The organism is Peribacillus sp. NPDC097895, from assembly GCF_050277555.1.
Taxonomy (GTDB): Bacteria; Bacillota; Bacilli; order Bacillales; family DSM-1321; genus Peribacillus.
In genome coordinates, this window is the sequence record NZ_JBNNSH010000002.1 from 187,134 (window position 1) to 213,337 (window position 26,204).

General features: G+C 41.5%; 26 protein-coding genes. All 26 read right to left on the reverse strand.

All coding sequences use genetic code 11. The features are described 5' to 3' along the window. Nucleotides 1-281: 281 nt before the first annotated feature. On the reverse strand, nucleotides 282-797 hold the full coding sequence (locus tag ACQKMH_RS12155) for a DivIVA domain-containing protein (protein WP_057913479.1): 516 nt from the start codon (nucleotides 795-797) through the stop codon (nucleotides 282-284). Between the two features lie 85 nt (nucleotides 798-882). Then, nucleotides 883-1,656 (reverse strand): RNA-binding protein, encoded by a 774-nt coding sequence (locus tag ACQKMH_RS12160; protein ID WP_427587729.1) that lies wholly within the window; start codon nucleotides 1,654-1,656, stop codon nucleotides 883-885. Between the two features lie 134 nt (nucleotides 1,657-1,790). Further along, nucleotides 1,791-2,057: a YggT family protein gene (locus tag ACQKMH_RS12165; protein ID WP_427587730.1), complete on the reverse strand. Its 267-nt coding sequence runs from the start codon at nucleotides 2,055-2,057 to the stop codon at nucleotides 1,791-1,793. A 6-nt stretch (nucleotides 2,058-2,063) separates the two neighbouring features. After that, nucleotides 2,064-2,528 (reverse strand): cell division protein SepF, encoded by a 465-nt coding sequence (locus ACQKMH_RS12170; RefSeq protein ID WP_427587731.1) that lies wholly within the window; start codon nucleotides 2,526-2,528, stop codon nucleotides 2,064-2,066. A 21-nt stretch (nucleotides 2,529-2,549) separates the two neighbouring features. Beyond that, complete coding sequence (locus ACQKMH_RS12175; RefSeq protein ID WP_427587732.1) at nucleotides 2,550-3,221, reverse strand: YggS family pyridoxal phosphate-dependent enzyme; 672 nt, start codon at nucleotides 3,219-3,221, stop codon at nucleotides 2,550-2,552. A gap of 2 nt (nucleotides 3,222-3,223) precedes the next feature. After that, nucleotides 3,224-4,051 carry a peptidoglycan editing factor PgeF gene (gene pgeF, locus ACQKMH_RS12180; RefSeq protein WP_427587733.1) on the reverse strand — a complete coding sequence of 276 codons (828 nt, stop codon included), beginning with the start codon at nucleotides 4,049-4,051 and terminating at the stop codon, nucleotides 3,224-3,226. Between the two features lie 56 nt (nucleotides 4,052-4,107). Beyond that, nucleotides 4,108-4,377: a YlmC/YmxH family sporulation protein gene (locus ACQKMH_RS12185; RefSeq protein WP_101224588.1), complete on the reverse strand. Its 270-nt coding sequence runs from the start codon at nucleotides 4,375-4,377 to the stop codon at nucleotides 4,108-4,110. Between the two features lie 230 nt (nucleotides 4,378-4,607). After that, nucleotides 4,608-5,387 (reverse strand): RNA polymerase sporulation sigma factor SigG, encoded by a 780-nt coding sequence (gene sigG, locus ACQKMH_RS12190; RefSeq protein WP_034313871.1) that lies wholly within the window; start codon nucleotides 5,385-5,387, stop codon nucleotides 4,608-4,610. A 150-nt stretch (nucleotides 5,388-5,537) separates the two neighbouring features. Continuing rightward, nucleotides 5,538-6,257 (reverse strand): RNA polymerase sporulation sigma factor SigE, encoded by a 720-nt coding sequence (sigE, locus tag ACQKMH_RS12195; protein ID WP_034313874.1) that lies wholly within the window; start codon nucleotides 6,255-6,257, stop codon nucleotides 5,538-5,540. 58 nt (nucleotides 6,258-6,315) lie between these two features. Next, a complete protein-coding gene (gene spoIIGA, locus ACQKMH_RS12200; protein ID WP_427587734.1) occupies nucleotides 6,316-7,242 on the reverse strand; it encodes a sigma-E processing peptidase SpoIIGA in 927 nt (308 codons plus the stop codon). Between the two features lie 578 nt (nucleotides 7,243-7,820). After that, entirely contained in the window at nucleotides 7,821-8,978 is a 1,158-nt protein-coding gene (ftsZ, locus tag ACQKMH_RS12205; RefSeq protein ID WP_427587735.1) for a cell division protein FtsZ, read from the reverse strand. A gap of 44 nt (nucleotides 8,979-9,022) precedes the next feature. Beyond that, nucleotides 9,023-10,321 (reverse strand): cell division protein FtsA, encoded by a 1,299-nt coding sequence (gene ftsA / locus ACQKMH_RS12210; RefSeq protein ID WP_427587736.1) that lies wholly within the window; start codon nucleotides 10,319-10,321, stop codon nucleotides 9,023-9,025. A gap of 279 nt (nucleotides 10,322-10,600) precedes the next feature. Then, nucleotides 10,601-10,951 (reverse strand): small basic family protein, encoded by a 351-nt coding sequence (locus ACQKMH_RS12215; protein WP_427587738.1) that lies wholly within the window; start codon nucleotides 10,949-10,951, stop codon nucleotides 10,601-10,603. Continuing rightward, the gene (locus ACQKMH_RS12220) at nucleotides 10,951-11,661 is read right to left on the reverse strand and encodes a DUF881 domain-containing protein (protein ID WP_427587739.1); all 711 of its coding nucleotides are present in this window, start codon (nucleotides 11,659-11,661) and stop codon (nucleotides 10,951-10,953) included. The genes ACQKMH_RS12215 and ACQKMH_RS12220 overlap by 1 nt, the downstream gene beginning before the upstream one ends. A 42-nt stretch (nucleotides 11,662-11,703) precedes the next feature. Beyond that, nucleotides 11,704-12,396, reverse strand: a complete 693-nt coding sequence (locus ACQKMH_RS12225) for a DUF881 domain-containing protein (RefSeq protein ID WP_427587740.1) — start codon at nucleotides 12,394-12,396, stop codon at nucleotides 11,704-11,706. Continuing rightward, complete coding sequence (locus tag ACQKMH_RS12230) at nucleotides 12,383-13,165, reverse strand: cell division protein FtsQ/DivIB (RefSeq protein WP_427587741.1); 783 nt, start codon at nucleotides 13,163-13,165, stop codon at nucleotides 12,383-12,385. Before ACQKMH_RS12230 ends, ACQKMH_RS12225 begins: the two co-directional genes overlap by 14 nt. A gap of 139 nt (nucleotides 13,166-13,304) precedes the next feature. Then, the gene (gene murB / locus ACQKMH_RS12235; RefSeq protein ID WP_427587742.1) at nucleotides 13,305-14,213 is read right to left on the reverse strand and encodes a UDP-N-acetylmuramate dehydrogenase; all 909 of its coding nucleotides are present in this window, start codon (nucleotides 14,211-14,213) and stop codon (nucleotides 13,305-13,307) included. Nucleotides 14,214-14,572: 359 nt separating this feature from the next. Continuing rightward, nucleotides 14,573-15,673, reverse strand: a complete 1,101-nt coding sequence (spoVE, locus tag ACQKMH_RS12240) for a stage V sporulation protein E (RefSeq protein ID WP_427587743.1) — start codon at nucleotides 15,671-15,673, stop codon at nucleotides 14,573-14,575. 162 nt (nucleotides 15,674-15,835) lie between these two features. Beyond that, nucleotides 15,836-17,188 carry a UDP-N-acetylmuramoyl-L-alanine--D-glutamate ligase gene (murD, locus tag ACQKMH_RS12245; protein ID WP_427587744.1) on the reverse strand — a complete coding sequence of 451 codons (1,353 nt, stop codon included), beginning with the start codon at nucleotides 17,186-17,188 and terminating at the stop codon, nucleotides 15,836-15,838. Further along, nucleotides 17,189-18,166 carry a phospho-N-acetylmuramoyl-pentapeptide-transferase gene (gene mraY, locus ACQKMH_RS12250; RefSeq protein ID WP_427587745.1) on the reverse strand — a complete coding sequence of 326 codons (978 nt, stop codon included), beginning with the start codon at nucleotides 18,164-18,166 and terminating at the stop codon, nucleotides 17,189-17,191. A 91-nt stretch (nucleotides 18,167-18,257) separates the two neighbouring features. Further along, nucleotides 18,258-19,730 carry a UDP-N-acetylmuramoyl-L-alanyl-D-glutamate--2,6-diaminopimelate ligase gene (locus ACQKMH_RS12255; protein ID WP_427587746.1) on the reverse strand — a complete coding sequence of 491 codons (1,473 nt, stop codon included), beginning with the start codon at nucleotides 19,728-19,730 and terminating at the stop codon, nucleotides 18,258-18,260. 158 nt (nucleotides 19,731-19,888) lie between these two features. After that, the gene (locus tag ACQKMH_RS12260) at nucleotides 19,889-21,811 is read right to left on the reverse strand and encodes a stage V sporulation protein D (protein WP_427587747.1); all 1,923 of its coding nucleotides are present in this window, start codon (nucleotides 21,809-21,811) and stop codon (nucleotides 19,889-19,891) included. Nucleotides 21,812-21,932: 121 nt separating this feature from the next. Further along, complete coding sequence (locus ACQKMH_RS12265; protein ID WP_427587748.1) at nucleotides 21,933-24,089, reverse strand: penicillin-binding protein; 2,157 nt, start codon at nucleotides 24,087-24,089, stop codon at nucleotides 21,933-21,935. A 2-nt stretch (nucleotides 24,090-24,091) separates the two neighbouring features. After that, nucleotides 24,092-24,448, reverse strand: coding sequence for a cell division protein FtsL (gene ftsL, locus ACQKMH_RS12270; RefSeq protein WP_427587749.1), 357 nt, complete (start codon nucleotides 24,446-24,448; stop codon nucleotides 24,092-24,094). Between the two features lie 26 nt (nucleotides 24,449-24,474). Next, a complete protein-coding gene (rsmH, locus tag ACQKMH_RS12275) occupies nucleotides 24,475-25,413 on the reverse strand; it encodes a 16S rRNA (cytosine(1402)-N(4))-methyltransferase RsmH (protein WP_427587750.1) in 939 nt (312 codons plus the stop codon). Nucleotides 25,414-25,465: 52 nt separating this feature from the next. Beyond that, nucleotides 25,466-25,897: a division/cell wall cluster transcriptional repressor MraZ gene (mraZ, locus tag ACQKMH_RS12280; RefSeq protein ID WP_034313914.1), complete on the reverse strand. Its 432-nt coding sequence runs from the start codon at nucleotides 25,895-25,897 to the stop codon at nucleotides 25,466-25,468. Nucleotides 25,898-26,204 lie beyond the last annotated feature (307 nt).

Consider the following 26,204-nt stretch of genomic DNA (forward strand, 5'->3'; position numbering starts at 1 on the left):
CCGCGGTACCACCCTGGCTAGAAGGATTCACAAAGTGAATCCAACCTCTCGAGCATTCGTAACGTGAATGAAACGCTTCGTTTACTTACTGCAAAAGCAGGTTCAACTCAGAACTCAAGGGTGATCTTCAATAACTTCGCTTATTCCGGGCTTTCACCATCCCCGGTTCGCTAGAAATAAGTGTGTGAAGTATTTACTTTCCCTGTCATCGTCTAATGTCATCATGAATAGTATTGTTAAAAAATTATATGCGAAAAAAGTGTTCCAAGTCAAGGAATCGGTTAAATTTCCTCTTCCACTCTCTCATTTAATTCTATTTCAGTCGCATCTACTTCATAATCAAGTAGATGGTCCCAATCATCATTGTCCAGCAAATCCAGTTGTGCACCGACAAGCATTTTAAAACGGGTCCGGAATACTTTGGACTGTTTTTTCAAGTCTTCAATATCCATCGCTATTTTCCTTGCTTTCACAAGTGACTCATTGACGATTCGGTCAGCATTTTTCTCTGCTTCCTTAATGATCAGTTTCGCTTCTTTTTGGGCATTGCGCCTTAATTCTTCAGCTGCTTCTTGTGCGACAATAATCGACTTATTAAGTGTACCTTCAATTGTCGTAAAATGTCCTAAACGATCATAAGTCTCGTTCAGTTTATCTTCAATTTCCTTTTTCTCCCTCAAAATCAGTTCATAATCTTTAATGACCTGGTCGAGAAACTCATTTACTTCATCTTCATCATACCCTCGAAATACTTTGTTAAATTCCTTATTATGTATATCTATCGGGGTTAAGGGCATTACGGCACCTCCAGAACGGTTTCTACTCTAGTATATTAAAACTCTATATTCGACAAAAAATGTATGAATCCTGCTTAATATTGAATTATTTTTGCCTGCCTAATGAGATTCTCCACTTATCCTTCTTGGTTTTTCCATCAATTGACGCTATTTTACATCTGCCAAAACCTCTGATGGAAAGTGTATCACCCTCACGGCATTCTTCCGAAACATTTTCCGTTTGCTTGAAATTCACCTTTACTTTCCCTGAAGTTATCAAGGCTTGGGTTTTTTGACGGGACATATTCAATACGGACGATAGCACACTGTCTAGCCTAAGAGAACTAACGGTGGTGACTTGCTCTTCCCATTTTTCATTCACTTGGATGATATTCTCGATCGGAAGCCGTTTGATGGCAACGGAAGCGTTACCTATTCTTTCTAAATTTCCTGTGAGATATAAATCCATCTCCCCGGCCGCAATAAATTGAATATAATCCTCAGTCACTATGATATCACCAAATTTTTCACGTTTTACCCCAAGTGACATCAAGGTTCCAAGTATTTGCCTATGTTCAAGCGTAACAAATTTCTTTGGATAGGAGATATCATATAAGGAGATATTGAAATCCGATTGTTCAGGAGAGTAATAATCAGGGTAAATGAGCACACGTTTTCGCTCAACGAAATCGCTCCCGCCGTTAAATTGCAGTTTCGCATCCGGATCATTCCCTATTAAGGAAGTAAGGATTTCCTGCTGGCGCGGATCAAGAAAATCAGATAGTTTCGGAGCGTAAGAATTTTTCACCTGATCAATCCAATTCATTGCCTGGTCAATAAAATCTTTTTCCTCCGGCCTGAAATGCTGATAAATACTCATGATTGAATAAAAGCTCCTTAGTTATCAAATTAATGGTCGACCATAAGGAATTGATAAAATGATTCTTCGTTGCTACTACACAGCGGAGTCTCATCCGACTGTGTAGTGAGATGCATGTTCAGGTTGATTGTTGATTATCCTATTAAGTTCTGTAAGTAAAGGATTCCATAACCGCTGGCAAAGTTAAGCACCAGCAGAGCTACAAGCGGTGAAAGATCGATCATGCCAAGTGGTGGTATGAACTTTCTGAACGGTTCTAAATATGGTTCGCAAATCTTTTCCAGGAATTGCCCAATCGCTGTTTCCCTTGCATTGGGAAACCATGACATCAATATGTAAACGATTAATGCCATTGAATAAATTTCAATTAAATAATATAAGCCTTGAAGCACTACACCCATTAATCATTACCACCTCGCTTCTTCGTACTCCTCTTCCGCGGCGAAGCCGGTGATATTACCGGAAACATCGACATTGTCCGGGGTACATAAGAATATATCTGTTCCAATTTTTTGGATATCCCCACTGATTGCATAGACAGTCCCACTTAGAAAATCGATGATTCGCTTTCCTTGATCGTGCTGGATCCGTTGAAGGTTCACGACAACTGCACGTCTGTTTTTTAAATGGTCCGCTACCTCTTGGGCTTCTGCATAAGCACGAGGCTCCAATAATACTACTTTAGAAGATTTTTGTACGCTTTGCAAACTTACGATATTCTGATTGGTATTATTCCCTGCAGAAGCGGGCTGCTGCTGTTTAGCTGACTTCACGACTTTTCGTTCAGCCTCCTCTTCTTCCATCACTTCATCCTTGTACTCATACTCATCATCCAGCGCGAAATAAGATTTAAATTTTGATACGAACGACATCTAAAGCGTACCTCCTTAAAATTATTCGCCTACAAGTGCAGTACCAATCCTAACCATTGTAGCGCCTTCCTCAATGGCAATCATGAAATCGTTGGACATCCCCATGGACAATTCAGTACAGGGAGCATGCTTCAACCCAGCATTTTGTATTTCCACCTGTATGCCCTTCAGTTTCCGGAAGCATTCCCGCAAAACTTGTTCATCATCCGTCAATGGCGCCATCGTCATCAATCCGGCAACATTCACCTTATCAAAATCAGTTAACCCTTTTATGAAATCCAGTGTGGCTTCAGGATTCAAGCCATGTTTTGATTCCTCACCTGAGACATTTACCTGCACTAAACAGTTTATCGGCTCATTTGCCCGTTTTTGAATTTCTTCTGCCAAAGAAATGCGATCCAATGAATGGATATACGCGATTTTATCGATGACATTTTTTACTTTTCGTGTTTGCATGGAACCAATATAATGCCAGTTGGGCTTGTCCTTCAGCACTTCATATTTATTTAAAAGCCCCTCGTCACGATTTTCACCTAAATCGCTGATTCCGGCTTCCAATGCTTCCATTGCTCTCTCGACCGAAACATATTTCGTCACGGCAATTAATTTAATATCTTTACGGTCCCTGCCACTATTTTCACATGCTATATTTATTTGTTCTTCGATGTTTTTTAAATTGTCCGCTACTTTCACTGTTACCCTAAATCCTCCTTCCAACCGATAAAACTCATCAATCTACCTGTCTTTCCGTTATCGCGACGATGTGAAAAAAACAAATCGTGATTGCAGCTTGTACAGTATGATGTAACATCGATCTGACTTTTTGGAATTCCTGATTTTTGAAGAATCAATGCATTTAGTTGCTTAAGATCTAACTGAAATTGTCCTTCACTGATTAAATTATAGGGCTTTTCGTCATTATCTTCCAGCATATTCTGCACTAAATCTATGACTTTATCATCAACCACATAGCACTTCGAACAAATCGACGGTCCTATTACAGCAAATATCTCCGTTGCCTTAATACCCTCACTCCGCCATGCTTCAACCATTTTTCGTGCAATTCCATTAACGCTACCCTTCCAACCAGCATGTGCCACCCCAATCATACCATGTGCCGGTGCAAGAAAGTATAAGGGCACGCAATCCGCATAACAAAGGGTCAAAAAAGTATTTTGATCCTTCGTATAAAATCCGTCAGTAGCTTTAAAGGCCGAAATATAATCCACTGCACCTTTCCCACCATCGAGACTGGTCACTTGCTGGATTTGCGTTTCATGCGTCTGCTCGGCTCCTATCCATTCATTTAGTGGAAAAAACAGCTTTTCCGCTAAAGTCCTGCGGTTTTTCTGGACATCTTCAAGCTTATCCCCTACATGAAAACCGGTATTCAATGTTTGATAGTCACCTGAGCTGACTCCCCCATTTTTTGTGGTGAAGCCCGCTACGAGCTGGAGATTTTGTTTTCTCCAGCTGTCAATGAGCATATATTGGTCTTCAATTATAACAAATGGCTCTTTCATGATTTAAACCTCTTTATTTTTAGTCTAGTGTATCATATATTTGCGCGATATACCCTTTAAAACCGTTCATCTTTCAGTTCTGCTTGAAATACCGTTTGATGTTCAACAAGAATGACATCTGCACCGATTTTTTTTATTTTGCGCCATGGAATTACAATATCCTGGTCCCTGCCGAAGAAACCCATTAGCCTGGTGCCATTTGAAACCACTATGGCTTCAATTTTCCCCGTTGCCGTATTAATTTCAAGATCTGACATATTACCCAATTTCTTGCCGTCTGCTATATTGACAATATCCTTAATTTGAAATTCGGAAATCCTTGTCACATCACTCAGCTCCTCAAAATTTCATCATAGATGAAGGTCCTATTCTTATGTATATGACATGATTCACTCAAGGATGAAGAATACGATAAATAAACGTCACTTCAAATCAGGAATTACCTTTAAAAAGGGGTGAACATAATAAAAAAGCCGCTATGGATAAGTTGCTGAAGAGCGGGTAATCTACATTTTTGCACTACCCGCTTCAGCTAACTTATTCTCATGCTCAGCTTCTACTGTTGGATATTTTTATTCATTTGCTTTATAGCCGCTTTTTCCAATCGGGACACCTGCGCTTGTGAAATGCCAATTTCCTCGGCTACCTCCATTTGCGTTTTCCCTTGGAAAAACCGTTTACGAAGGATCATTTTTTCACGGTCATTCAACCGTCTCATGCCTTCATTTATCGCTATTTCATCAATCCAAGTACTATCTTTATTCTTTTCATCACTCAGTTGGTCGAGTACATAAATCGGATCCCCGCCATCATTATAAATCGGTTCAAAAAGTGAAACTGGATCTTGTATAGCATCTAGAGCAAAAACTATTTCTTCATGAGGCACTTCCAACACCTTGGCGATTTCTTCAGCTGTCGGCTCACGAAGAGTCTGACTAATGAGCTTTTCTTTAACCTGCAAAGCTTTGTATGCGATGTCTCTTAATGAACGGGAAACCCGAATCGGATTATTGTCACGAAGATATCTCCTGATTTCACCAATAATCATCGGTACAGCATACGTTGAAAACTTAACATTTTGACCTAAGTCAAAGTTATCTATCGACTTCATTAACCCTATACAGCCTACCTGAAATAGATCATCTACATACTCTCCCCGATTGTTGAAGCGTTGAATGACGCTTAGAACGAGTCGAAGATTCCCGTTTACCAGTTTCTCTCTTGCTGAAATATCGCCATCTTGCAGTTCTTTAAAGAGTTTTCTCATTTCTTCATTCTTTAAAACCGGTAATTTTGATGTATCCACACCGCAGATTTCAACCTTATTACGAGACAAATTTATTCCCTCCTCACAGGAGCGCTGTACAAAAAACAGTATTTCCGCGGGAGGGAAAAATATGCACATGGTTAGAACAGAAAATCACCATTATTTTTCAATATCGTTATCAAAGTATTGATTTAATTGGCATTTAAGCACTTTATTTTTTTACACCATTTTATTAAATTCTTTTCGAAGCCTCTTAATAATCCTTTTTTCCAAACGTGAAATGTAAGATTGGGAAATCCCCAGCATATCGGCAACGTCTTTTTGCGTTTTTTCTTCTCCTCCTGCAAGTCCAAATCGAAGTTCCATAATCTGTTTTTCGCGTTCGGATAGCTGTGTAAGTGCTTTCGTCAGCAGCTTTCGGTCCACGTTTGCCTCGAGGTCTTTCGTGATAATATCATCGTCAGTACCTAGGACATCCGATAATAGAAGCTCATTTCCATCCCAATCAATATTCAGAGGTTCATCAAAAGAAACTTCAGAACGGATTTTGTTATTTCTGCGTAAATACATTAAAATTTCATTCTCGATACATCTTGAGGCATATGTAGCCAATTTAATTTTCTTCTCGGGATTAAATGTATTCACGGCCTTGATCAAACCTATGGTACCGATACTTATTAAATCTTCAATATTGATGCCCGTATTTTCAAATTTCCTGGCAATATAGACAACCAGCCTCAAATTCCGTTCAATTAAGATCGATCGTGCAGCTTCATCGCCATTTGGCAATTTGTTGATCAGTATTGCCTCTTCTTCCTTTGAAAGGGGCGGCGGAAGTGCCTCACTCCCTCCAATATAAAATATTTCGTCCGTTTTCAATCCGAGCTTGAACAATAGTTTGTACCAAAAATAAGTGAGCCGAAGAATGAATTTCTTCAAAATAATTCTCCCTTCTAATAAACGGATTATGGGTCAAGTTTTAGAGTGAATCAATGGTTCAGGAGGCATTTTGCACCGGTATGCCGGTTAACATTTTCGGGTGAACGATAGATTGATAGCTATTGTCGGGAGAGAGTTGCAAGAAGGTAAACGAAACAAGACCCTGCTTGACATGATATTCATTTTCCCCTTGATTGATTTTGATGTAATCCGGTTTGATTGCGGTTAACAATTGATGATCATGACCCACGACTTTATAAGGAATGACCCGCATTCGTCCTGTCCATGAATACTCGGGTTGTTCTTCCTGCTTAATCAGGTTATCAGGGTTTTTAAAGAGCTCTAGCATATCGTGGGGAATCCCTGCTTCCCCACCTGAAAGCGAGATGATCATAACTGGGGAACGTGATATGGGATCATATAATTGATTGCCGCTATCCACAAGTCCCTGAAACGTTCCTTCAAAGTCAGAAATTTTAACCGAGACCGAAACCATTTGTTCATGTGTAAGCTTTGTCATCTCCATACCCTCTAGTGTACGCTTGGAGAATTGCCAGGCGAGCGGGAACCCTATCATGACAAATATCCAGCTGACAGGATCGCCAAATCGATTGATTCCTGCATATTTAACAGGGTCCTTTGAAACGATTTGAAATTCAAATAGATAGTGAAGGCCCAGAAGGATTCCTCCCGATAAAAACGTTACAAAGTATAAAGTGGCCACCGATTTCATGAAGAGTTTTAGCCTAGTAAACCCGAATGTTGCCAACACCATAACCAGGGATACTAAAATCTTCATGTACACTCGGTCGGCAATAGCATAAAAAGGAGTGAATGCCAATACGATAATGAAGGAACCAATCAACCCGCCGATACATACTCGCCAAAGCGCTACCCTTCGTTTGAGAATGATTGCGGTCCAATATAAAAGGAGGCAGTCAAATAACCAATTCAACAACCAGATCACATCTAAATATAAGGTCAAACACCCTCCCCTCCTTATAGGAACTAACCTTCCACTAGCAAAAAGTATAGCGTACCTGCCCTAAGAAAGTGTGTCACTTTTTGTACTGAAAACTTAAGAGTTTTTCAGTCATTTTTACCCTTTTTGTAGAAAAACAGCTATTGATATTTTCAATACTTTCTTAGAGACTATCCTGCTCCCTTTTGTTCCTGTCGATTTATGTTATATAAGTTTCAGAATTTCTTGACGCTTCTTTCTTTTTTCCTCATCGGAATGACAGCAAACAAGTGATGAAGACCTCGACCCTCTTACACCCTCCAAACCATCTATTTATGAAAAAAGGTCAAAAAGTAGGCATACTAACACATGGAATAATATGGACCTTCACTGAACCGAGATATTCAATCAACACTAAAAAGGTGTTCCAGATACCGATTATCGGGCCATTCGGTGATCAGCGAACGATCGGAAAAGAACCAATAAGATAAAGGCCATTGGATGCAAAATATTATTTCATATATAGCAACTTCTTCAACAGGAATTACTTTTTACACACAAAAAAAACCGTCCCCGAATGGGAACGGTATATGACGTCAATATTAACGGCGTCTATTGCGGTTACGGAGGAAGGTTGGAATATCCAATGCCTCATCACCTTGATTGGCATTACGCGCCGGCTGTTCATTTACTTCTTCTCTCTTCACTTCACGCTTCACGTTTGACTGTGGCGTTTGTTGTGTCTGAGGTCTTGATTGCTGCTGCTGTCCAAGGGTTGGACGACCAGCAGGCCTTATTGTAGCTTCAACCTCGTTAAAGCCAGTTGCAATTACTGTAACGACGATTTCATCTTTTAGGTTTTCATTGATAACCGAACCAAAAATCATGTTTACGTCCTGATCGGAGGCAGTAGCCACGATATCGGCTGCTTCCTGGACTTCAAAAAGACTTAGGTTCGTTCCGCCAGTAATATTCATCAGTACGCCTTGTGCACCATCAATCGATGTTTCGAGCAGGGGACTGGAGATGGCTTTCTTTGCCGCTTCCGCTGCGCGGTTTTCACCGGAGGAAATCCCGATCCCCATAAGAGCGGAACCTTTGTTGGACATGATGGTCTTAACATCGGCAAAGTCCAAGTTAATAAGACCTGGAACAGCTATTAGATCTGATATCCCTTGTACACCTTGACGAAGTACATTATCTGCTTCACGGAATGCTTCAAGCATTGGCGTGCTTTTATCGACGATTTCAAGGAGACGGTCGTTTGGAATGACGATTAGTGTGTCAACCGATTCCTTCATGGATGAAATGCCGCCTTGTGCTTGTGTTGCACGTTTTCGGCCTTCGAAAGTAAATGGACGTGTAACTACACCCACTGTAAGCGCTCCTAAATCTTTAGCGATGCCAGCGATGACAGGAGCAGCCCCCGTTCCCGTTCCGCCGCCCATTCCAGCAGTTACGAAAACCATATCGGCACCTTTAAGCGCTTCTTCAATCTGCTCTTTGCTTTCTTCTGCTGCTTTTTTTCCTACTTCCGGGTTGGCGCCCGCACCCAATCCGCGTGTAAGCTTCCCACCGATTTGCATTTTAATTTCAGCTTTTGATAGATTAAGAGCCTGTGCGTCAGTATTGACAGAAATAAACTCAACACCTTGTACGCCATGCTCGATCATTCTGTTTACCGCATTGTTTCCGCCGCCGCCAACACCTATTACTTTTATCGTTGCTAATTGTTCTAAATTAGAATCAAACTCCAACATGACAATCCTCCTATTTTGACGAAATTCCCGATTCTTTATGATTGTTATTCAAAAAAGTAACCCAGGATTTTTTTGAATTTAGATTCACCTTTTTCACCTTGTTTTTTAGCCGGGTTCTCTTTGCTTTTTTGAGATACCTTTTGGCTGCGCTGGTCGTTATCTTCTTGTGCTTGTCCAGCTGCTACAGGAGTTTTATTGGCGGTGTTTTTTAGCATTCTCTCTTTCTTGCATGCGTGTTTAATTAGACCAACCGCTGTCGTATATTGGGGTTCCCTAACACCGATGTAATTCGGCTCGGCCGTCCTTACACGGTTTTGGAACACATACTGAGCAAGCTCCAGGACTCCCGGCATCTTGACGACACCCCCGGTCAACACGAAACCACCCGGTATATCCTGGAAGCCAAGTCTCCTCAAATCATCTTGAATCAACTCGAATATTTCGGTGACTCGCGCTTCAATGATATCCGAAAGCATTAACTGGTTGCAGGGCTGCTGCTGATCGCTGCCGATGATTGGTATTTGGAATACTTCATCTTCAGAAGCGTCATCATAAAAGGCATGTCCATGCTTTACTTTTATTTTCTCAGCCTCATCCATCGTTGTTCTTAGAACGATGGAAAGATCCTTCGTTAGTGTTTCCCCGCCTATAGGTATCACCGACGTGTATTGTAAATAGCCTTGTTCGAAAATCGCCAGAGTCGTTGAACCTCCGCCAATATCGACCAGAGCCACACCAAGTTCTTTTTCATCCTTGGATAAAACAAGGGAACCTGCGGCTAAAGGTTGAAGAGCGATATCGGTTATTTCTAACCCTGCCCTTTCCACACACCGCAGCGTATTATGTAAAATTGTCCGAAGACCTGTGATTAAAATCCCTCTCATTTCCAACCGAACACCTATCATGCCCCTTGGATCACTGATTTCATCAAGCTCATCAACCTTGTAATGGATTGGCACCACGTCGATAATTTCCCTGTCGGATGGTATGGTTATTAACTCCGCTGCTTCTCTAACACGAACAACATCATGTTCAGTAATTTCTTTATTGTCACTGGATACCGCTACTACCCCATGACAAGGCTGAAGCGTCACGTGGTTTCCGCTTATACCGACGATTACCTTTTTTATCTCCATCCCTATCATCCGTTCTGCTTGCTCTACAGCCTTTTGAATGGATTGGACGGTTTCATCGATACCGACGATCGAACCCTTTTTGAGCCCCTCTGATTTAATATTTCCTACGCCAATTATATTTAATGTGTCATTGACCATTTCCCCAATGATAACTTTTACACTGGATGTACCGATGTCAAGACTTACGTAAATTTCGTTGCTGTTCATTCCATGGCACCTCCTTCAGTTTTATACATGTTTTAGTAGAATAACATTTTTATATCGAAGACCTATTCATTATAGAATGACAAAACTGATTACAACAACTCGCAAATTTCATAATAAGCGGTTCATTTCATATTTCCCAAACAATACTCGCAGATTTCTCACGTTATCGTGCCTTATTGTTCGCTTCTCAATGAAACTGCTATCATTTCTAAACTAGATACTGCCATAAACTATTCGTCATTTATCACGTAATTCCCTTTAAAATTATAGATTTTTTTTCTACTTTTTCCGGGAAATGGACCATTTTTCAATTAGGATCCTTCTAATCAGGGCAATATTTTGAAAGAGTCTTACGCCGAACACAAAGATTGCGGCTAAATACAAGTCTACACCAAGATGTACACCTAGAAAAGCCAAACCTGCGGCCAAAACAATATTAAAGAAGAATCCTGTAACAAATACAACTTCATCATAAAGATTTTGCAGATGAGCCCGTATGCCTCCAAATAAGGTATCAAAAGCTGCAAGCACAGCAATGGAGAGATAATTTGAATATTCATGTGGTATATCGAAATCCACCAAAAAACCGAGGGTGATTCCAATCAGGAGTCCAAAAACTGGCAGCCACATTACGATTCCCCCCCATCCATAATGGGTTTCATATGTTCCACATTAATCGCATTTTGGTATGCCGGCAATGTCAACTCACCAGAAGGCGTCTTAATTTGCACTTCAAAATTATCTATAAAGAAATCATCCATTAGCTCAGAACCTTCTATACGCTGCTTCAGCTTCTTTGGATTAACCGTAAGTGCCTGCATTTCGACCGGGTAATCAACTAAAGGATATCCATCTATTTTCGGCTGACCATTAATATCACGAATCACCGAGGATGATATGTACCTTTGTCCTGAAATGGAAATTTCGTCAGCACCAAACCTATACATCTCATTAATGAGCCTTCTTAGCAATACAGGTGAAATGTACTCAATCCGCTCACCAAGAAGGATCTCTTCTTTAATCGGTTGTATGGACACGATTACCCCACTGCCTTTTATTTCGGTCAAACCTGCGTCAGTCTTTAATTCTGTCAGGGTGTCACGCAATACTTCTTCTTTACTCTCATTTTTCTTTGTTTCATAGGATGCAATTTTTCCCTCAAGCTTACTAATACCCTCTATTAAATCCACCTGGGTCTGCTGTTCTTTCAATAAATCGTTTTTCAGCTCCCACATATCCCTTGTATCGGAAACGACAGGTTTATTCACCAAATTGAATTGAATAGCGAGCATGAAGCCAGCAATCAAAGTAACCAAACTAAAAGAAAGCTTTTTTTTCATTTCCAGTTTCTCACCAAACTTTCACCGAATCCGGTGATCTAATCACCCTCCAATAATTGGATCAAAAATGATATTTTTTTGCTTTTCCACTGTAAAGATAATATTTTCATTAACCAGCTGTTCCTTAATACCACCGGGCAAGTCCAGGGAAGCACCAAGGACATCCGGGTCCCCAATTGCAGAAATGATAAATGGAGCAGGATGCTGATGGCCATCGATTGTTATCACAGGTCCATTACAGATTATATAGGAATCATGATTTAACCGTTGACCATTAATTGCAATAGCCTCTGCACCTGATATGTATAGTTCATTGACAACCTTGAAGACATGCTGCTCATGAACCAGGTAGTTATTTACATTGTCTTCTGAGCCCATGTCTGTACCATCTTCAAGAGTCACCTGAAGGCCCGTTCCTTTTACTTTCACTTTTCCGAGATACATCCGGTATTTCTCCGTATCCTTTGCCAAATTGAAAAATAGCTGCTTTTCCTGCGCTAATTCTTTTTCTATTTTGGATACATTTCCTTGCTTTTGAAGGAGTTCCCTCTGAAGTTCCCGGTTCCGTTCCTCTTGCTCAATCAGTTGCTGCCTGAGTTCATATTCTTGATCCCAGGCTTTGTCCTTCCTTGCTCCTTTACCATCTTTAGTCAGATTGTAAGAGAAGGCAATCATAAATCCGAGAACCACGCAAACCAGGGGTAAAACCACCCGTTTGCCCTTAATTTTCATCATTCGTGTCTTCCTTTTGTTCAGCGTCTTTATATGCTTTGAAATAAGAACCCACTTCAAGATCGATGACTCCCTTTACCTTTGGATCCAACTGACTGACAATCGATGGATAGTGAATCATTTTCTCGTATAAAGTCCGGCTTGTCGCACTTACTTCAAACCCATCGTTCATAAACATGACAATATGGTAGACATCGGTTTTGGTTGGATCATAATGAATTTCCGAAATGGCATTCTGAATCTCAACAGGAAGCTTGTCCAGCTCTTCTAAAAGCAACTTTAATTCTTTACCCTCTTTGAAACCAATTAAAACTGGGGCAAATACTGGAATTTCACCAGTTGCTAGCTCATCCAAAACGGTCCCGTTTTCCAAAATGGGAGCAAACTTCCCATTATTGGACAGATATGCCATTCTGTTATGCTCCGAAACCGTAATTTTAATGGAATTAGGAAATACAGGAGTTACCTTAACGCTTTTTATTTCCTGATTTTTTTTAATATTAGCGGCTGCTGCACCAGTATCAACCTTCCAAATGCTCCGATCCTTCTTCACTTTACTCAATTTAATGATTTGCTTGGAAGTGAAATAGCGATTCCCTTCTACCTGCACGGATTTCACATAGCTTAACGGGGATAAGAAATAAAGCACACAAGCAACCAGAATGAAGAAAAGGGAAAGCAAAAGAACAAGTCGTCTGTTTGCTTTGCTTTTTCTTAATTGTTTTAATTTCGGGATGCGGTCCTCAATGGAAACGATTTTCCCCTTTTCCATCCCTTTCACCTCTTCCTGAAAAAATGGATGGTTTTATGACACAATACGAAAACTAGACAAACTCAAAATTTGGTTATTTCTAAACTTAAAAGGTAACACATTATACCACAATATTTGGATATAAAAAATAAATCCTCTATTATTTCCGGCCGATAATTTCCACTTCTGTTTCCATTTCAATGCCAAACTTATCATACACTGTATCCTTCACATGCTGGATCAAGGCTTGAACATCCGCTGCACTTCCATTACCCGTGTTAACGATAAAGTTACCGTGCATCGGGGAAATCTGCGCTCCGCCAATCGAGTGACCCTTCAGGCCAGCATTCTCCACCAATTTACCTGCATGATGGGGAAGAGGATTCCTAAATATGCTCCCGGCACATGGAAGATTATACGGTTGGGTATCTTTACGATAGTTTTTGTTATTCTGCATTCTTTCAACGATTTCGGCTTTATCACCCTCAGTCAATTGAAAAATGGCTTCCAATACGATTCCAGGTCTTTTCTTTTGAAGTAAAGAAGTACGATAAGAAAACTCCATTTCTTCCTTCGAAAGCCAAGCTAAAGTTCCATCATCAAAAAGAACATGTGCCTCCTTAAGGATTTCACTCATATCGGAACCGTGTGCACCAGCGTTCATATAGACAGCTCCACCGACCGAACCGGGAATCCCACTGGCAAATTCCAATCCCGCATACCCTTTTTTACTGATTTGAACGGACAAGCTGACAAGTGACACACCTGCTCCAGCTTTAATCTCCGCGCCATTTATCTCAAGGTGGTCAAGTCCTTTCCCCAGTTTAAGCACGGCACCTTCAATTCCGCCATCACTGACAAGTAGGTTTGAGCCCCTGCCAATCGCCGTCCATGGTATGGCTGTGTCTTTGATGACCTGCATCGTCTTCTCTATATTTTCAATGGTAGATGGCACGATGAATAAATCAGCCGGCCCTCCAATTTTCATAGTTGTATGATTCGCAAGTGGTTCCTGTTCAAGAACTTTGCCGATTTTCATTTCAGTTAATTGTTTTATCACTTTATCCATGATAAACCTCCTCGTTGTTCCAAAAACTCCAAATAATGATTTTCATTTCCTCTTCCATGAGGTCACTTATTTTACAAGAATGATAACACCTTTTAAGCAGAAAAATGAACAGAAGCAAGCGCCAGTATGGCCTAACCCTCTTATACTATAGTCTAAACAAAGACGTATTGCCAATATTTATTGTGGATTCCCCAACTTTCATACATGGTAATATTTAAGTGTCATTTCATTTTTTTCTAAATTTCCGCAAGATGCCCTTCAATATCGTTTTCCTGCAAAGGTTTTCAATTTAAGAATGAAAAAAGGAAGCCCATGTTTTACAGGACTTCCCATTTGCCATACGTTTTATTTTCCTGATGTCAGAACCTTGAATAGCGGCTAATATTCAATAGCACCCCGATTGCCATCAACATGAGTGTCAGCGATGAACCGCCATAACTTAAGAGGGGCAAGGTGATACCCGTAACTGGCATCAATCCCGTTACAACCCCTATATTGATCATCACTTGAATGGCCACCATTGCAATGATTCCGACCGCTACTAGGCTCCCATACAAATCAGGGGCTCCAAGAGCGATTCGAATGCCACGCCAAAGCATTAGCGCGAATAACAAGATGACCAGTGAGCCTCCGATGAACCCCAGTTCCTCGGAAAGTATGGCAAAAATGAAATCGGTCTGCGGTTCCGGTAAATAGAAAAACTTCTGACGGCTTTGCCCAAGCCCCAGCCCGAACAATCCCCCGGGGCCGATTGCATAAAACGATTGAATCATTTGAAAGCCACTACCCAAAGGGTCTTCCCATGGATCCAGAAAGGATGTGATCCTCTTTATCCGGTAAGGCGCTGACAAAATCAGACCGATAAAACCAACTACCCCAATTAACCCCAAGCCTACAAAATGGCTGACTTTTGCCCCGGAAATAAAAATCATGACGATGCATGTTCCTACCATTACCGTTCCCGTTCCAAGGTCGGGCTGTAACATGATTAATCCAAAAGCCAAAAATACTAACCCCAAGGACGGAAGCATTCCTTTTTTAAAGGAGGTGATCAGCTTTTGCCGTTCGGATAAAAACTTAGCTAAAAAAGCGATCATTGCCAGCTTCATGAACTCAGAAGGTTGGACAGAAAAGGCACCTACACCAATCCAGCTCCTCGATCCATTTCTCGCCATCCCTATACCAGGTACAAGCACTGCCAAGAGCATAATGAAACAAATGATGATCAAAATCTTGGCCCAAGTCCGCCACGTCCAATAATCCACATTCATGATGAAAAACATGGCTATGACCCCAACGCAGGCAAACAGCAACTGTCTTTTTGCAAAATAAAATGAATCATCAAATTTATATGTTGCCCAAATGGCACTCGCGCTGTAAACCATGATTAACCCAACGGTCAAAAGACTTAAGGTGACGATAATGAGAATGAGATCGGGATTCGATTTTTTTAATGGCACGGACATCCACCTCTAGGAAGTTTTTCGAGCCTGTACGAATATAAAACTCAATGGCTGATTGCTTGTCAGCACTTTAGTCAAAAAAAAAGCGATAACGGCTCATTATCGCTTTTTTCCATGGTGTCAACGTAGAAGCAGGTTCACTTCTTTCTGCGAAAGCTGTTACTTAAGTTTATGCACGGCCTCCATAAACATGTCTCCTCTTTGCTCGAAAGTTTTATATTGATCCCAGCTTGCACAAGCTGGGGAGAGGAGAATACAGTCGCCTTCATTTGATAATTCAAATGCAGCCGGTACGGCCTTTTCTACATTATCGACACGTTTTATATTCGTTATTCCTATTTCTTTGGCTACCCGCTCAATTTTTTCAGCTGTCTCGCCAAAAGTTATCACCGCTTTGACATTTTTCATAGCCGGTTTTAACTCATCAAATTCATTTCCGCGATCCAAACCGCCAGCCAATAAGATGACTGGTTCCGTAAAGGAAGTTAGCGCTTTGGAAGCTGCAAGAATGTTCGTCGCTTTTGAATCATTATAAAATTTACGATTTTCGATCGTTGCTACGAACTGCAGACGGTGCTCCACACCATAAAATGATTTCAGTACAGTCTGAATGGCTTCGTTTACGACACCCTTCAGTTTAGCCGCTGAAATAGCTGCGAGCACATTTTCCAAATTATGTTTTCCAGGAAGGGCGATCTCGGAAACTTCAATGATTTTTTCTCCGCGGAAGTAAACGGCTCCTCCTTCAACATAGGCTCCATTTTCATGTTTCACTTCAGTTGAAAATGGAACAAGTTCAGCCTTGGTCTTTTTCGCCATGGATATAACAGCATCTTGATCTGCATTATAAATCATGAAATCTGAAGCTATTTGATTTTTTGCAATCGCAGCTTTAGCTTCTGCATATTCCTGTTTGGAGCTATGATAATCCAAGTGCGCATCATATAAATTTGTCACGATAGAGATTTCTGGACGAAATTCTTCTATTCCCATTAGCTGAAACGATGATAATTCAATGACGATTGAATCATCGGATTTTGCTTTCTCGGCGACACCAGAAGCTACCGTCCCGATATTCCCAGCAATAAGCGGTGATTTTTCACCGGTCTTCAACATTTCGAAAACCAATGTAGTCGTAGTCGTTTTCCCATTTGTACCAGTGATGCCTATGAAAGGGGCCTCACTGATCTGATAAGCTAATTCAACTTCCGTAATTACCGGGATTCCTTTTTCCAATGCACCTTTTACTATAGGGTTCCGATAGGGGATTCCTGGGTTTTTCACGATCAATTCGAAGCCCTCATCAAGAAGTTCAATCGGATGACTACCGCAGATGACTTTGATTCCCTGTTCTAGAAGTCCTTGAGCCTCTGGATTTTCCGATAACGGCTTCATGTCATTGACCGTCACGAATGCACCTAATTTATGTAGAAGCGAAGCTGCCATCACTCCGCTTTTTGCCAATCCCAATACCAATATTTTTTTCTCTGAATACCTGACTGTCTCTTTCAATTATATCCACACCTCTAAATAGATTCCGAGTACCGCACACAACAGGCCTACTGTCCAGAAGGTCACGACGACGCGCCATTCAGACCAACCAGAAAGCTCATAATGGTGGTGCAGCGGACTCATTTTAAAAATACGTTTACCAGTCGTTTTAAAAGATCCTACCTGTAAGATCACCGAGAGCGTCTCAATGACGAATACTCCGCCAATGATTACCAGGAGAATTTCAAGCTTCGTTAATAAAGCGATGGTAGCGATCGCCCCTCCAAGTGCCAAGGACCCTGTATCTCCCATGAATACCTTTGCGGGATGTGCATTGAATACCAAAAAGCCAAGTACCGCACCGACAACAGCCACCGAAAATATAGCGACATCATATTGTGACTGACTCCAGGCCAAAATGGCAAAGGCACCGAATGCAATGGCTGACGTGCCTGAGACCAGTCCATCAAGTCCATCCGTTAAATTGACGGCATTCGAAAAACCTACCAGCCAAAAAATAACGATAAAGAGATAAAACCAGCCAAAATCAACTGCAAAGTCAGTACCTGGAATCGTCAATTCCGGATTAAAACGGTCTGTCTGCTTAAAGACGAAGTAAAAGATGACCGAAATCACTATTTGACCAATCAGTTTTTGCTTAGATGTCAGTCCTAGGTTACGCTTCATGACCACTTTGATGAAATCGTCCAAGAAACCTAGTAAACCAAAACCTAAAGTTACGAATAATAATAAATACGTTTCTGTTGAAGGTACCGAAAATTTAAAAGTCATAACCAATGTAGCGATGGTAACCGATAATAAAATGACCAGACCGCCCATGGTGGGTGTTCCCGTTTTCTTAAGATGTGATTGTGGGCCTTCTTCTCTGATACTTTGCCCGAATTTCAACCTTCTTAAAAATGGGATGAAAACCGGCGAAAGAAGTACGGTTACTAAAAACGCCACCAAAATCGTATAAAAAATTACTTGTTCCAACATTCCTTACTCCCTCATTCCTAACACAATTCAAATATAAAATTCTACTTGTTGTCTTTTCTTGTTTGTAGCCGGGGCTAATTCAACGTTGATTTCAAACTGAACCTAAACGTCTTTGAATTGCCTTTTCCGCTTCTTCACGGTCATCGAAGTGAAGCACTTCGTCACCGACCAATTGATATGTTTCATGCCCTTTTCCGGCTATTAAAATAACGTCGCCCTCTTCCGCCTTGGAAACAGCATAAGCGATTGCCTGCCTGCGGTCTTCAATAACCGTATATTGTTTACCCACTACACCAGCTTCCATATCCCTAAGGATTTGTGCTGCATCCTCACTACGTGGATTATCCGAGGTGAAAATAGGGTCAGTAGCCAAGCTGTATGCAATTTCAGCCATGATAGGGCGCTTTGTCTTGTCTCGGTCCCCGCCGCAGCCTACTATTACAAAAATTTTCTTTTCAGCAAACTCCCCCACCGTTTTCAGTACGTTTTCTAAACTGTCCGGAGTATGGGCATAGTCAACTATGACTGGGAAGCCCTGATTTGCTGTAATGAGCTCAAATCGGCCCGCAACACCTTTTATTTCCTCGATGGACCTAATTGTCTCATCCAGATCGTTCCCAGCGCATAAAGCGCATGTAATGGCTGATAGTACATTATAAACACTGAATTTCCCAATGAGCTTCAGCTGAATGTAACGCTCTTCTTTACCTGCTATCAAGGTGAAAGATGTGCCATTTGCGTTGATTTTTATATCCCTGGCCCTGATATCGGCTTCTTTGTCTATGCCGTATGTGACGACAGTAGCAGCGGTCGCTTTAATGAAATCACCCGTTGCCTCATCATCAGCATTAAGTACAGCATATTTAGGACGATTTTCTATGTAAGCATTTCCGAGCTGTGAGAAAAACAAGGATTTTGCCTGTCTGTATCTGTCCATGGTTTTATGAAAATCCAAATGGTCCTGTGTGAGGTTCGTAAAAACAGCAATATCAAAATCACAGCCATGAACGCGCCCAAGTTCAAGTGCGTGCGAAGAAACTTCCATTATGGCCGTAGAGACAGACGCTTCGGTCATTTCATGAAAAGCCTTTTGCAGCGTAATGCTATCCGGCGTCGTATTCTTGGTTTCATATACCGTATCGGCAATTTTTGTATACATCGTGCCTATCAATCCTGTTTTTTCATGTCGATCCTCAAAAATCTTTTCAAGTAAGTGACTGGTGGTCGTCTTTCCGTTCGTACCTGTAATTCCAATAAGACGCATCTTTTGGGTCGGATGACTATAATATGCATCGGCAAGTACCGCCATCGCCCTGCTTGAATCCCTGACAACGATCACGGGTACTTCCAAATCAAGCGGCCTTTCGGCAATGATTGCCGCAGCTCCATGTTCAACAGCAGATTGGGCAAAATCATGACCATCGACTGTATAACCTTTTATACAAACAAATAGACTTCCGTCTTTGACTTTACGGTTGTCATTTTCAATGGAGGTGATTTCAGGATTCTCTCCTTCATAGGTGAATAAAGAGTGTAAATAAGATAGTAATTTGTGAAGCTTCATTTTTCCATCCCTCTCAACTTAATTTGAGGATTCATTATATGTGATTAGCCTTGGCTTGTCGAGAAACCATTTTTAATTATACGGGGTTATCTCGACTCCGTAAACAAAGCGGCTGATGTTTCTTCAGCCGCTTTAACTATTCATCTATTATATTATACTTATTCTGTATTTTCGCCAAGATAAATTCTTATTGTAGAGCCTTCTTTTACTTTAACACCTGGATCTGGTGCTTGATTTATGACTTTATCCCCATTACCGGCAATATCCAGCTTAAGATCGATGAGCTGTGTTTGCAACTCTTTCTTGCTCAGGCCCACAACATCAGGTACCTCGACCATAACGGGATCTGTCCAGACCGCTTCTTTCTCAATCTGGTTTTTTCTAGGCTTGACACCCATAGCCCTAAGTGAATCCTCCATGATATTCCCAACGATCGGTGCGGCAACGACACCACCGAATTGTACCGTACCCTTCGGATTATCCACCGCGATATAGACGACGATTTGTGGATCATCAGCTGGAGCGACACCAATAAATGACAGAATATAATTATTTTCAAGATATCGGCCATTTTCAGCTTTTTGCGCTGTACCTGTCTTCCCGCCGACTCGGTACGACTCCACGAACGCTCCTTTACCGCTGCCTTGCGCTACAACGGATTCAAGTGCTTCACGGACTTTCTTTGAGGTCGCTTCCGAAATCACCTTTTTCTTGGCCTGTGGGGTCTTTCTCATTAATACTTCACCAGTTTTTGGATCAACCAGTTCCTTTGCGATATAAGGCGTATACAAAGTTCCACCATTCACAGCTGCCGATACCGCTGTCACCTGTTGAATGGGAGTTACTGCAACACCTTGTCCAAACGCAGTGGTTGCCTGCTCAACCGGGCCAACTCGATCCATATTGAACATGATTCCTTTTCCTTCTCCCGTTAAATCAATTCCCGTTTTTTGTCCAAACCCGAAATCATTGATATATTTAAACAGCTTGTCTTTACCAAGCCGGTTCCCTAATTCTACAAATCCAGGGTTACATGAGTTCTCGACAACTTCAAGAAACGTTTGGTCCCCATGTCCTCCGCTTTTCCAGCAATGAAGCGTTGATCCCGCCACTTCCACATGCCCGGAGTCATAAAAATGTTCCCTTTGTAAATCTACCTTCCCTTCCTCAAGCGCTGCAGCAAGGGTGATGATCTTAAAAGTCGAACCCGGTTCATATATACTCCAAACTGGTAAATTGCGATTATACACTTCGGAGGGGACATTTTGAAAATTGGCCGGGTCAAAGGTCGGCCTGCTGGACATCGCTAATATTTCGCCGGTATTCGGGTTCATGGCTATGGCAATTAAGCCATCCGGATTATACGTTGCCTCCGCATTATCGAGCTCCCTCTCCACGATTGTCTGGATTTTGCTATCGATTGTCAGCTTCAAGTTATCCCCATCAACAGGAGGCTTATAGTCATCGGCCATATTCTCAAGTCTTTTCCCTTTGGCATCCGAATAAAATTTAACAAATCCTTTTTCTCCACTTAGCTCCTTATCATAAGACAATTCTATTCCCATCAATCCTTGGTTATCAGAGCCCGTAAAACCAAGAACATGTGAAAGATATTCTCCAAATGGATAGTGACGCTTTGAGTCTTCAGCGATATATACACCTTTTATACCCAATGCCTTAATTTCCTTCGCCTTTTCATGAGATATCTTTCTGCCTTCCGGGATTCTGACGCTCATCGCCTGTTTCGTTAACCATTGATAAGCCTTTTCCTTAGTCATATCCAGTATTGAAGCAAGCTGTTCAGCCGTCTCCCCAGGATTTTCAATCTGTCTCGGGATGACATAGACGGTTGGTGCAGAGATATTCGTTGCCAGCTCCACACCATTCCGATCCAAAATCTCTCCTCGCTTCGCTTCAAAAGGAATATTCCTGCTCCAGGAGTCTTTAGCTAACCCCGTCAACTTATCCCCAAGGTAGAATTGTACAATTCCCAAACGGATATCAATGATAAAAAAAACAACGATACCCACTGCCAATGCGATCGCCAGCCGTTTTCGGACAGTAACATTCGAAACACGCAAAAACAGGCACCTCCATTTCATACATGCTTCAATATATGCTTGTCTACTCCAAGCTAGACTAAGAAACATTCAAAAAAAATAAGGAGGGGAGTGATCCGTTTGGATCACCCCCTCCTTATTTTCACTCGGTTTTCTCTTTAGTCGGTATATCTTCAGAAGTCCCTTCAGGCTGGGATAATTCAATTTTGAAGGAGTCACCTTCCTTCATCTTTTTCCCTGCCTCAAGATTTTGTTTACTCACATACCCGGTTCCTGTAGTTTGCAGATCTAGCTTTGCAACCTTAGCTAATTTCATAACATCGCGTAAGGACCAACCTTTCATATCAGGAACTTTCATTTCACCTTCCGTTCTCAAGATTATTTTTTCACCCTGCAAGAGTGTACTCCCGGATTTCGGCGATTGATCGAGTACTTTCCGCCCACTTCCGATCGTACTTACATCATAGCCAAGTTCTTTCAGCTCCCTGACTGCTGAACTCTCCGTTTGATTCGTATAGTCAATGATTTTATTTGCTTTTTGTTTTTTCACATCAGAAGGTTTAATGTTTAAATATTGCAAGCTATTTTGCATGACAGGATTGAATATCTCTGACAATGGGTCCGCCCCCACATAAGATACGCCTAACTTTGGCTGCTTGACCGCCACATACATGACCAATTGCGGATCATCTTTTGGGGCCATACCTAAAAAGGAGAATACATAGTTATTTTTCCCTACTAAATATTTACCTGTCGGACCAGCAATTTGTGCTGTACCGGTTTTCCCTGCTACATCATATCCATCAATGGCATATTTCTTCCCTGTTCCATTTTTTGAAGAAATTACCGTTTCCAAATAGTCACGGACTTGTTTTGCACTTTCTGCCGAAATCGGTTCCCCAGTCACTTTTGGCTTTGTCGTTTTCAAAACCTTTCCAGTGTCCTGATCCGAAATGCTTTTAATCACGTACGGCTGCATCATTTTTCCGTCATTGGCTATCGCGGAAGCTGCTTGGATCTGTTGTATTGGGGTAACGGTCGAACCTTGTCCAAAGGAAGTTGTCACTTTTTCAAGCTTATACTTATATTGAATTTTACCGGTTATCTCGTTTGGCAAATCTATCCCAGTTTTTTTATCGAAACCGAACTTGGTCAAATACTCACGGAAGGTATCGGCTCCGATTTTATCCATAGCAAGAGTAGCAAAAGCTACGTTGGAAGAACGTTGAACCCCTTCAAGAAAGGTCATGTTCTTTCCTCTTTTAATGCCACTGTGATCATGAATTTCCCCTGAACCCGCTTTGTAAGTTCCTGATACAAAACTATCATTTGGATTAAAGACCCCTTCCTCGACAGCCGCGGCAAGGGTGAATGTTTTCATGGTTGAACCTGGTTCGAAGGTTTCTTCAATAGCAAGGTTACGCCATGTATCCGTTAGCCCCTCTTTCGTTGTTGGATGGAAGGTAGGCCTTTGCCCCATCGCCACGATCTCCCCCGTTTTGGGATTGGACACAATCGCTATGATTTGCTCGGGATCATATTTTTCTTGCACTTTGCTCATCGAATCTTCCAAGAAAGTTTGTATCTTCTTGTCGATGGTCAACATGACATCACTGCCATTATCCGGTGCAACCACCTTTTCTTTCGTATCCGGTAAAAGAAGACCCCATGAGTCACTGTCATATGTCAGCTCCCCATCCGTTTCCTTCAATTCTTTATTAAGGTACCTTTCAATTCCGAACTTACCAGCCATTTCTCCCGTTTTCTCATCTTTTTCTACATAGCCAATCAAATGCGATGCGAAGATTCCATTTGGATAAAAGCGTTTATTGGTTCTTCCAAATGTAATTCCCGGCAGTTCCAATTTTTCTATTTTCTGTTTGACGACCTGGGTCAAATCCTTGCCGGCACTTCCAAACTCCACCTGGTATGCCCCTTCTTTCGTAAGGCGCTCATAGATTTCCTGTTCATCCATGTCGATATATTTAGCGAGCTTGGCCGCGGTCATTTCCGGATCTTTGACGTGCTCCGGTTCCTTTTCACTGAGCACAGCCCTTAAAATATAGGAAGAGGTATCCTCGGCGATGACTTCACCCTTTGTATCGAGTATGCTGCCCCTTTTTGCCTCTATTTTCTGTTTTTGCTCATATTTCTTCTCCATTTTCGATGCCAGTACTTCCCCACCGGCCGTACCTGTCACCTGAATATACAAAAAGCGGCAGATTAAAACAAAAAAGAGCAGGCCGAATAAGAAGAATAATCCGGCTGCCCCATGCTTCATATTTTTTTGTTTCTGCATTATCACTGCACACCCTTCACATTATTCTTATTTAACTTGAACCCTAGCGCTGCAGCTTTTTTCCAAATTCTCTCGTATGTACTAAGTTCAGCAACCTGCACCTTCAAATCATCATTCACCTTACTCTGTTCATCAATGGACTTTTCAACTTGCTGGATCTCTTTATTCGTTTCATAAATGGCCGCTTGATTGGAAACTATTTTCACACCCATAAAGGCAACCATAATAGCAAGGGCACATAGTAAGAAAACTTCACCAATGGATATCTTCGCTTTACGGATGACCACTGTTTGATGTGTCTGTTGCTGCTGTTGGTCTTCATATTGCTGTTCTTGTATTTTTTTGGCTATGGAACTCATTCATGTTCCCCCTTACTGATTTTTTTCTATAATTTTTGCTTTTCGGCGATTCTTAGCTTAGCGGATCGAGAACGATTATTCCCTTCCAATTCATCCTCTGAAGGTAAGATTGGTTTTCTCGTTATTATTTTCATGGGTGGTTTGAATTCTTCCGGGATAACCGGTAGTCCAGGCGGAAGGTCTGGCAAGCTACTAGCTTTTTTGAATACCGTTTTACATATCCTATCTTCAAGCGAATGGAATGTAATGACAGATATTCTTCCTTCCATATCCAGGAGTGAAATCGCCTGCTCCAAGGAATCTTCAAAGACGCCAAGTTCATCATTTACAGCAATTCTTATTGCTTGGAATACTCGTTTCGCAGGGTGTCCGCCTTTACGTCTTGCCGGGGCCGGTATCCCATCTTTAATAAGCTCAACTAGCTCAAATGTCGTTTCAATCGGTTTTATTTCACGTGCCGCTTCAATTTTCCTGGCAATTTGCTTGGAAAACTTTTCTTCTCCATATTGAAAGAAAATTCGCATCAATTCATGGAATGACCAAGTATTCACGACATCATAGGCAGAAATGGCAGCACTTTGGTTCATCCTCATATCCAAAGGGGCATCATGGTTATAACTGAATCCCCGCTCCGGTGTATCCAATTGTGGCGATGACACACCTAAATCATAAAGAATCCCATCCACCTTCTCGATTCCCCGGGCATTCAACTCTTCTTTTAAGTATTTAAAATTATTAGGAACAAGAACAATACGTTCGCCATAGCTTTCCAATTTTTCCTTAGCATTCCGGATCGCCGTTTCGTCCTGATCAAAAGCATAAAGCCTGCCCTTGTCAGAAAGCTGTGAAAGCAAGTATTCGCTGTGACCGGCTCCTCCTAAAGTACAATCCACGTAAATTCCATCAGGTTTGATGTTCAATCCATCAACCGTTTCTTTTAATAACACTGTTGTATGTTGAAACATGCTAGACATCCTTCCAATCGGTTATTGAGTGACTCTATTTCTGAGGGCAGCCTTAAATATCAAAGCCAATCATATTTTCTGCTATCTCAGCGAAAGAATCCTCCGAAGCTGAAAAATAGTTTTCCCAAAGGGATTTGCTCCAAATCTCAATACGATTGGTAACACCAAGAATTACACATTCTTTTTCCAATTGGCCATATGAAGTAAGCGGCGTGGGGATATTAATTCGCCCTTGTTTATCAATTTCGCACTCTGTAGCTGCAGAAAAGAAAAAACGGGTAAAGGCTCGGGCATCTTTTTTTGTTAAAGGCAGGGCTTTCAGCTTTTCTTCAAGCAGCTTCCACTCTTCCATAGGGTAACCAAATAAACATTGATCGAGTCCGCGGGTCAGGACAAATTGCTCCCCGAGATTTTCCCTGAATTTCACTGGGACAATCAAACGGCCCTTTATATCGATGTTATGATGGTACTCTCCCATGAACATACCCACTACCCCCACATTCTAATCTCAATGTACCACATTCCCCCACCTTTCTCCACTTGTTTTTACTTTCTCTTTTCAAGTAAAAATTCCCTTCTTTTCTAAATAAGTTTATTTAGTCAATTTATTTAAGGAAACCTGAAATTCGCTCGAACGAACTCATACTAAGGCGCAGACCCACTTTTACTGTCGAAGCGCTACCTGCCCCCTATTCTTGGAACAGAAAAAAGACAGGCTGGTCGCCTGTCTCTTTTCCATTTTTCCCTCGTCAGGATAAGAATGTGGAACCTGTTAATCAAATGATCAGTTC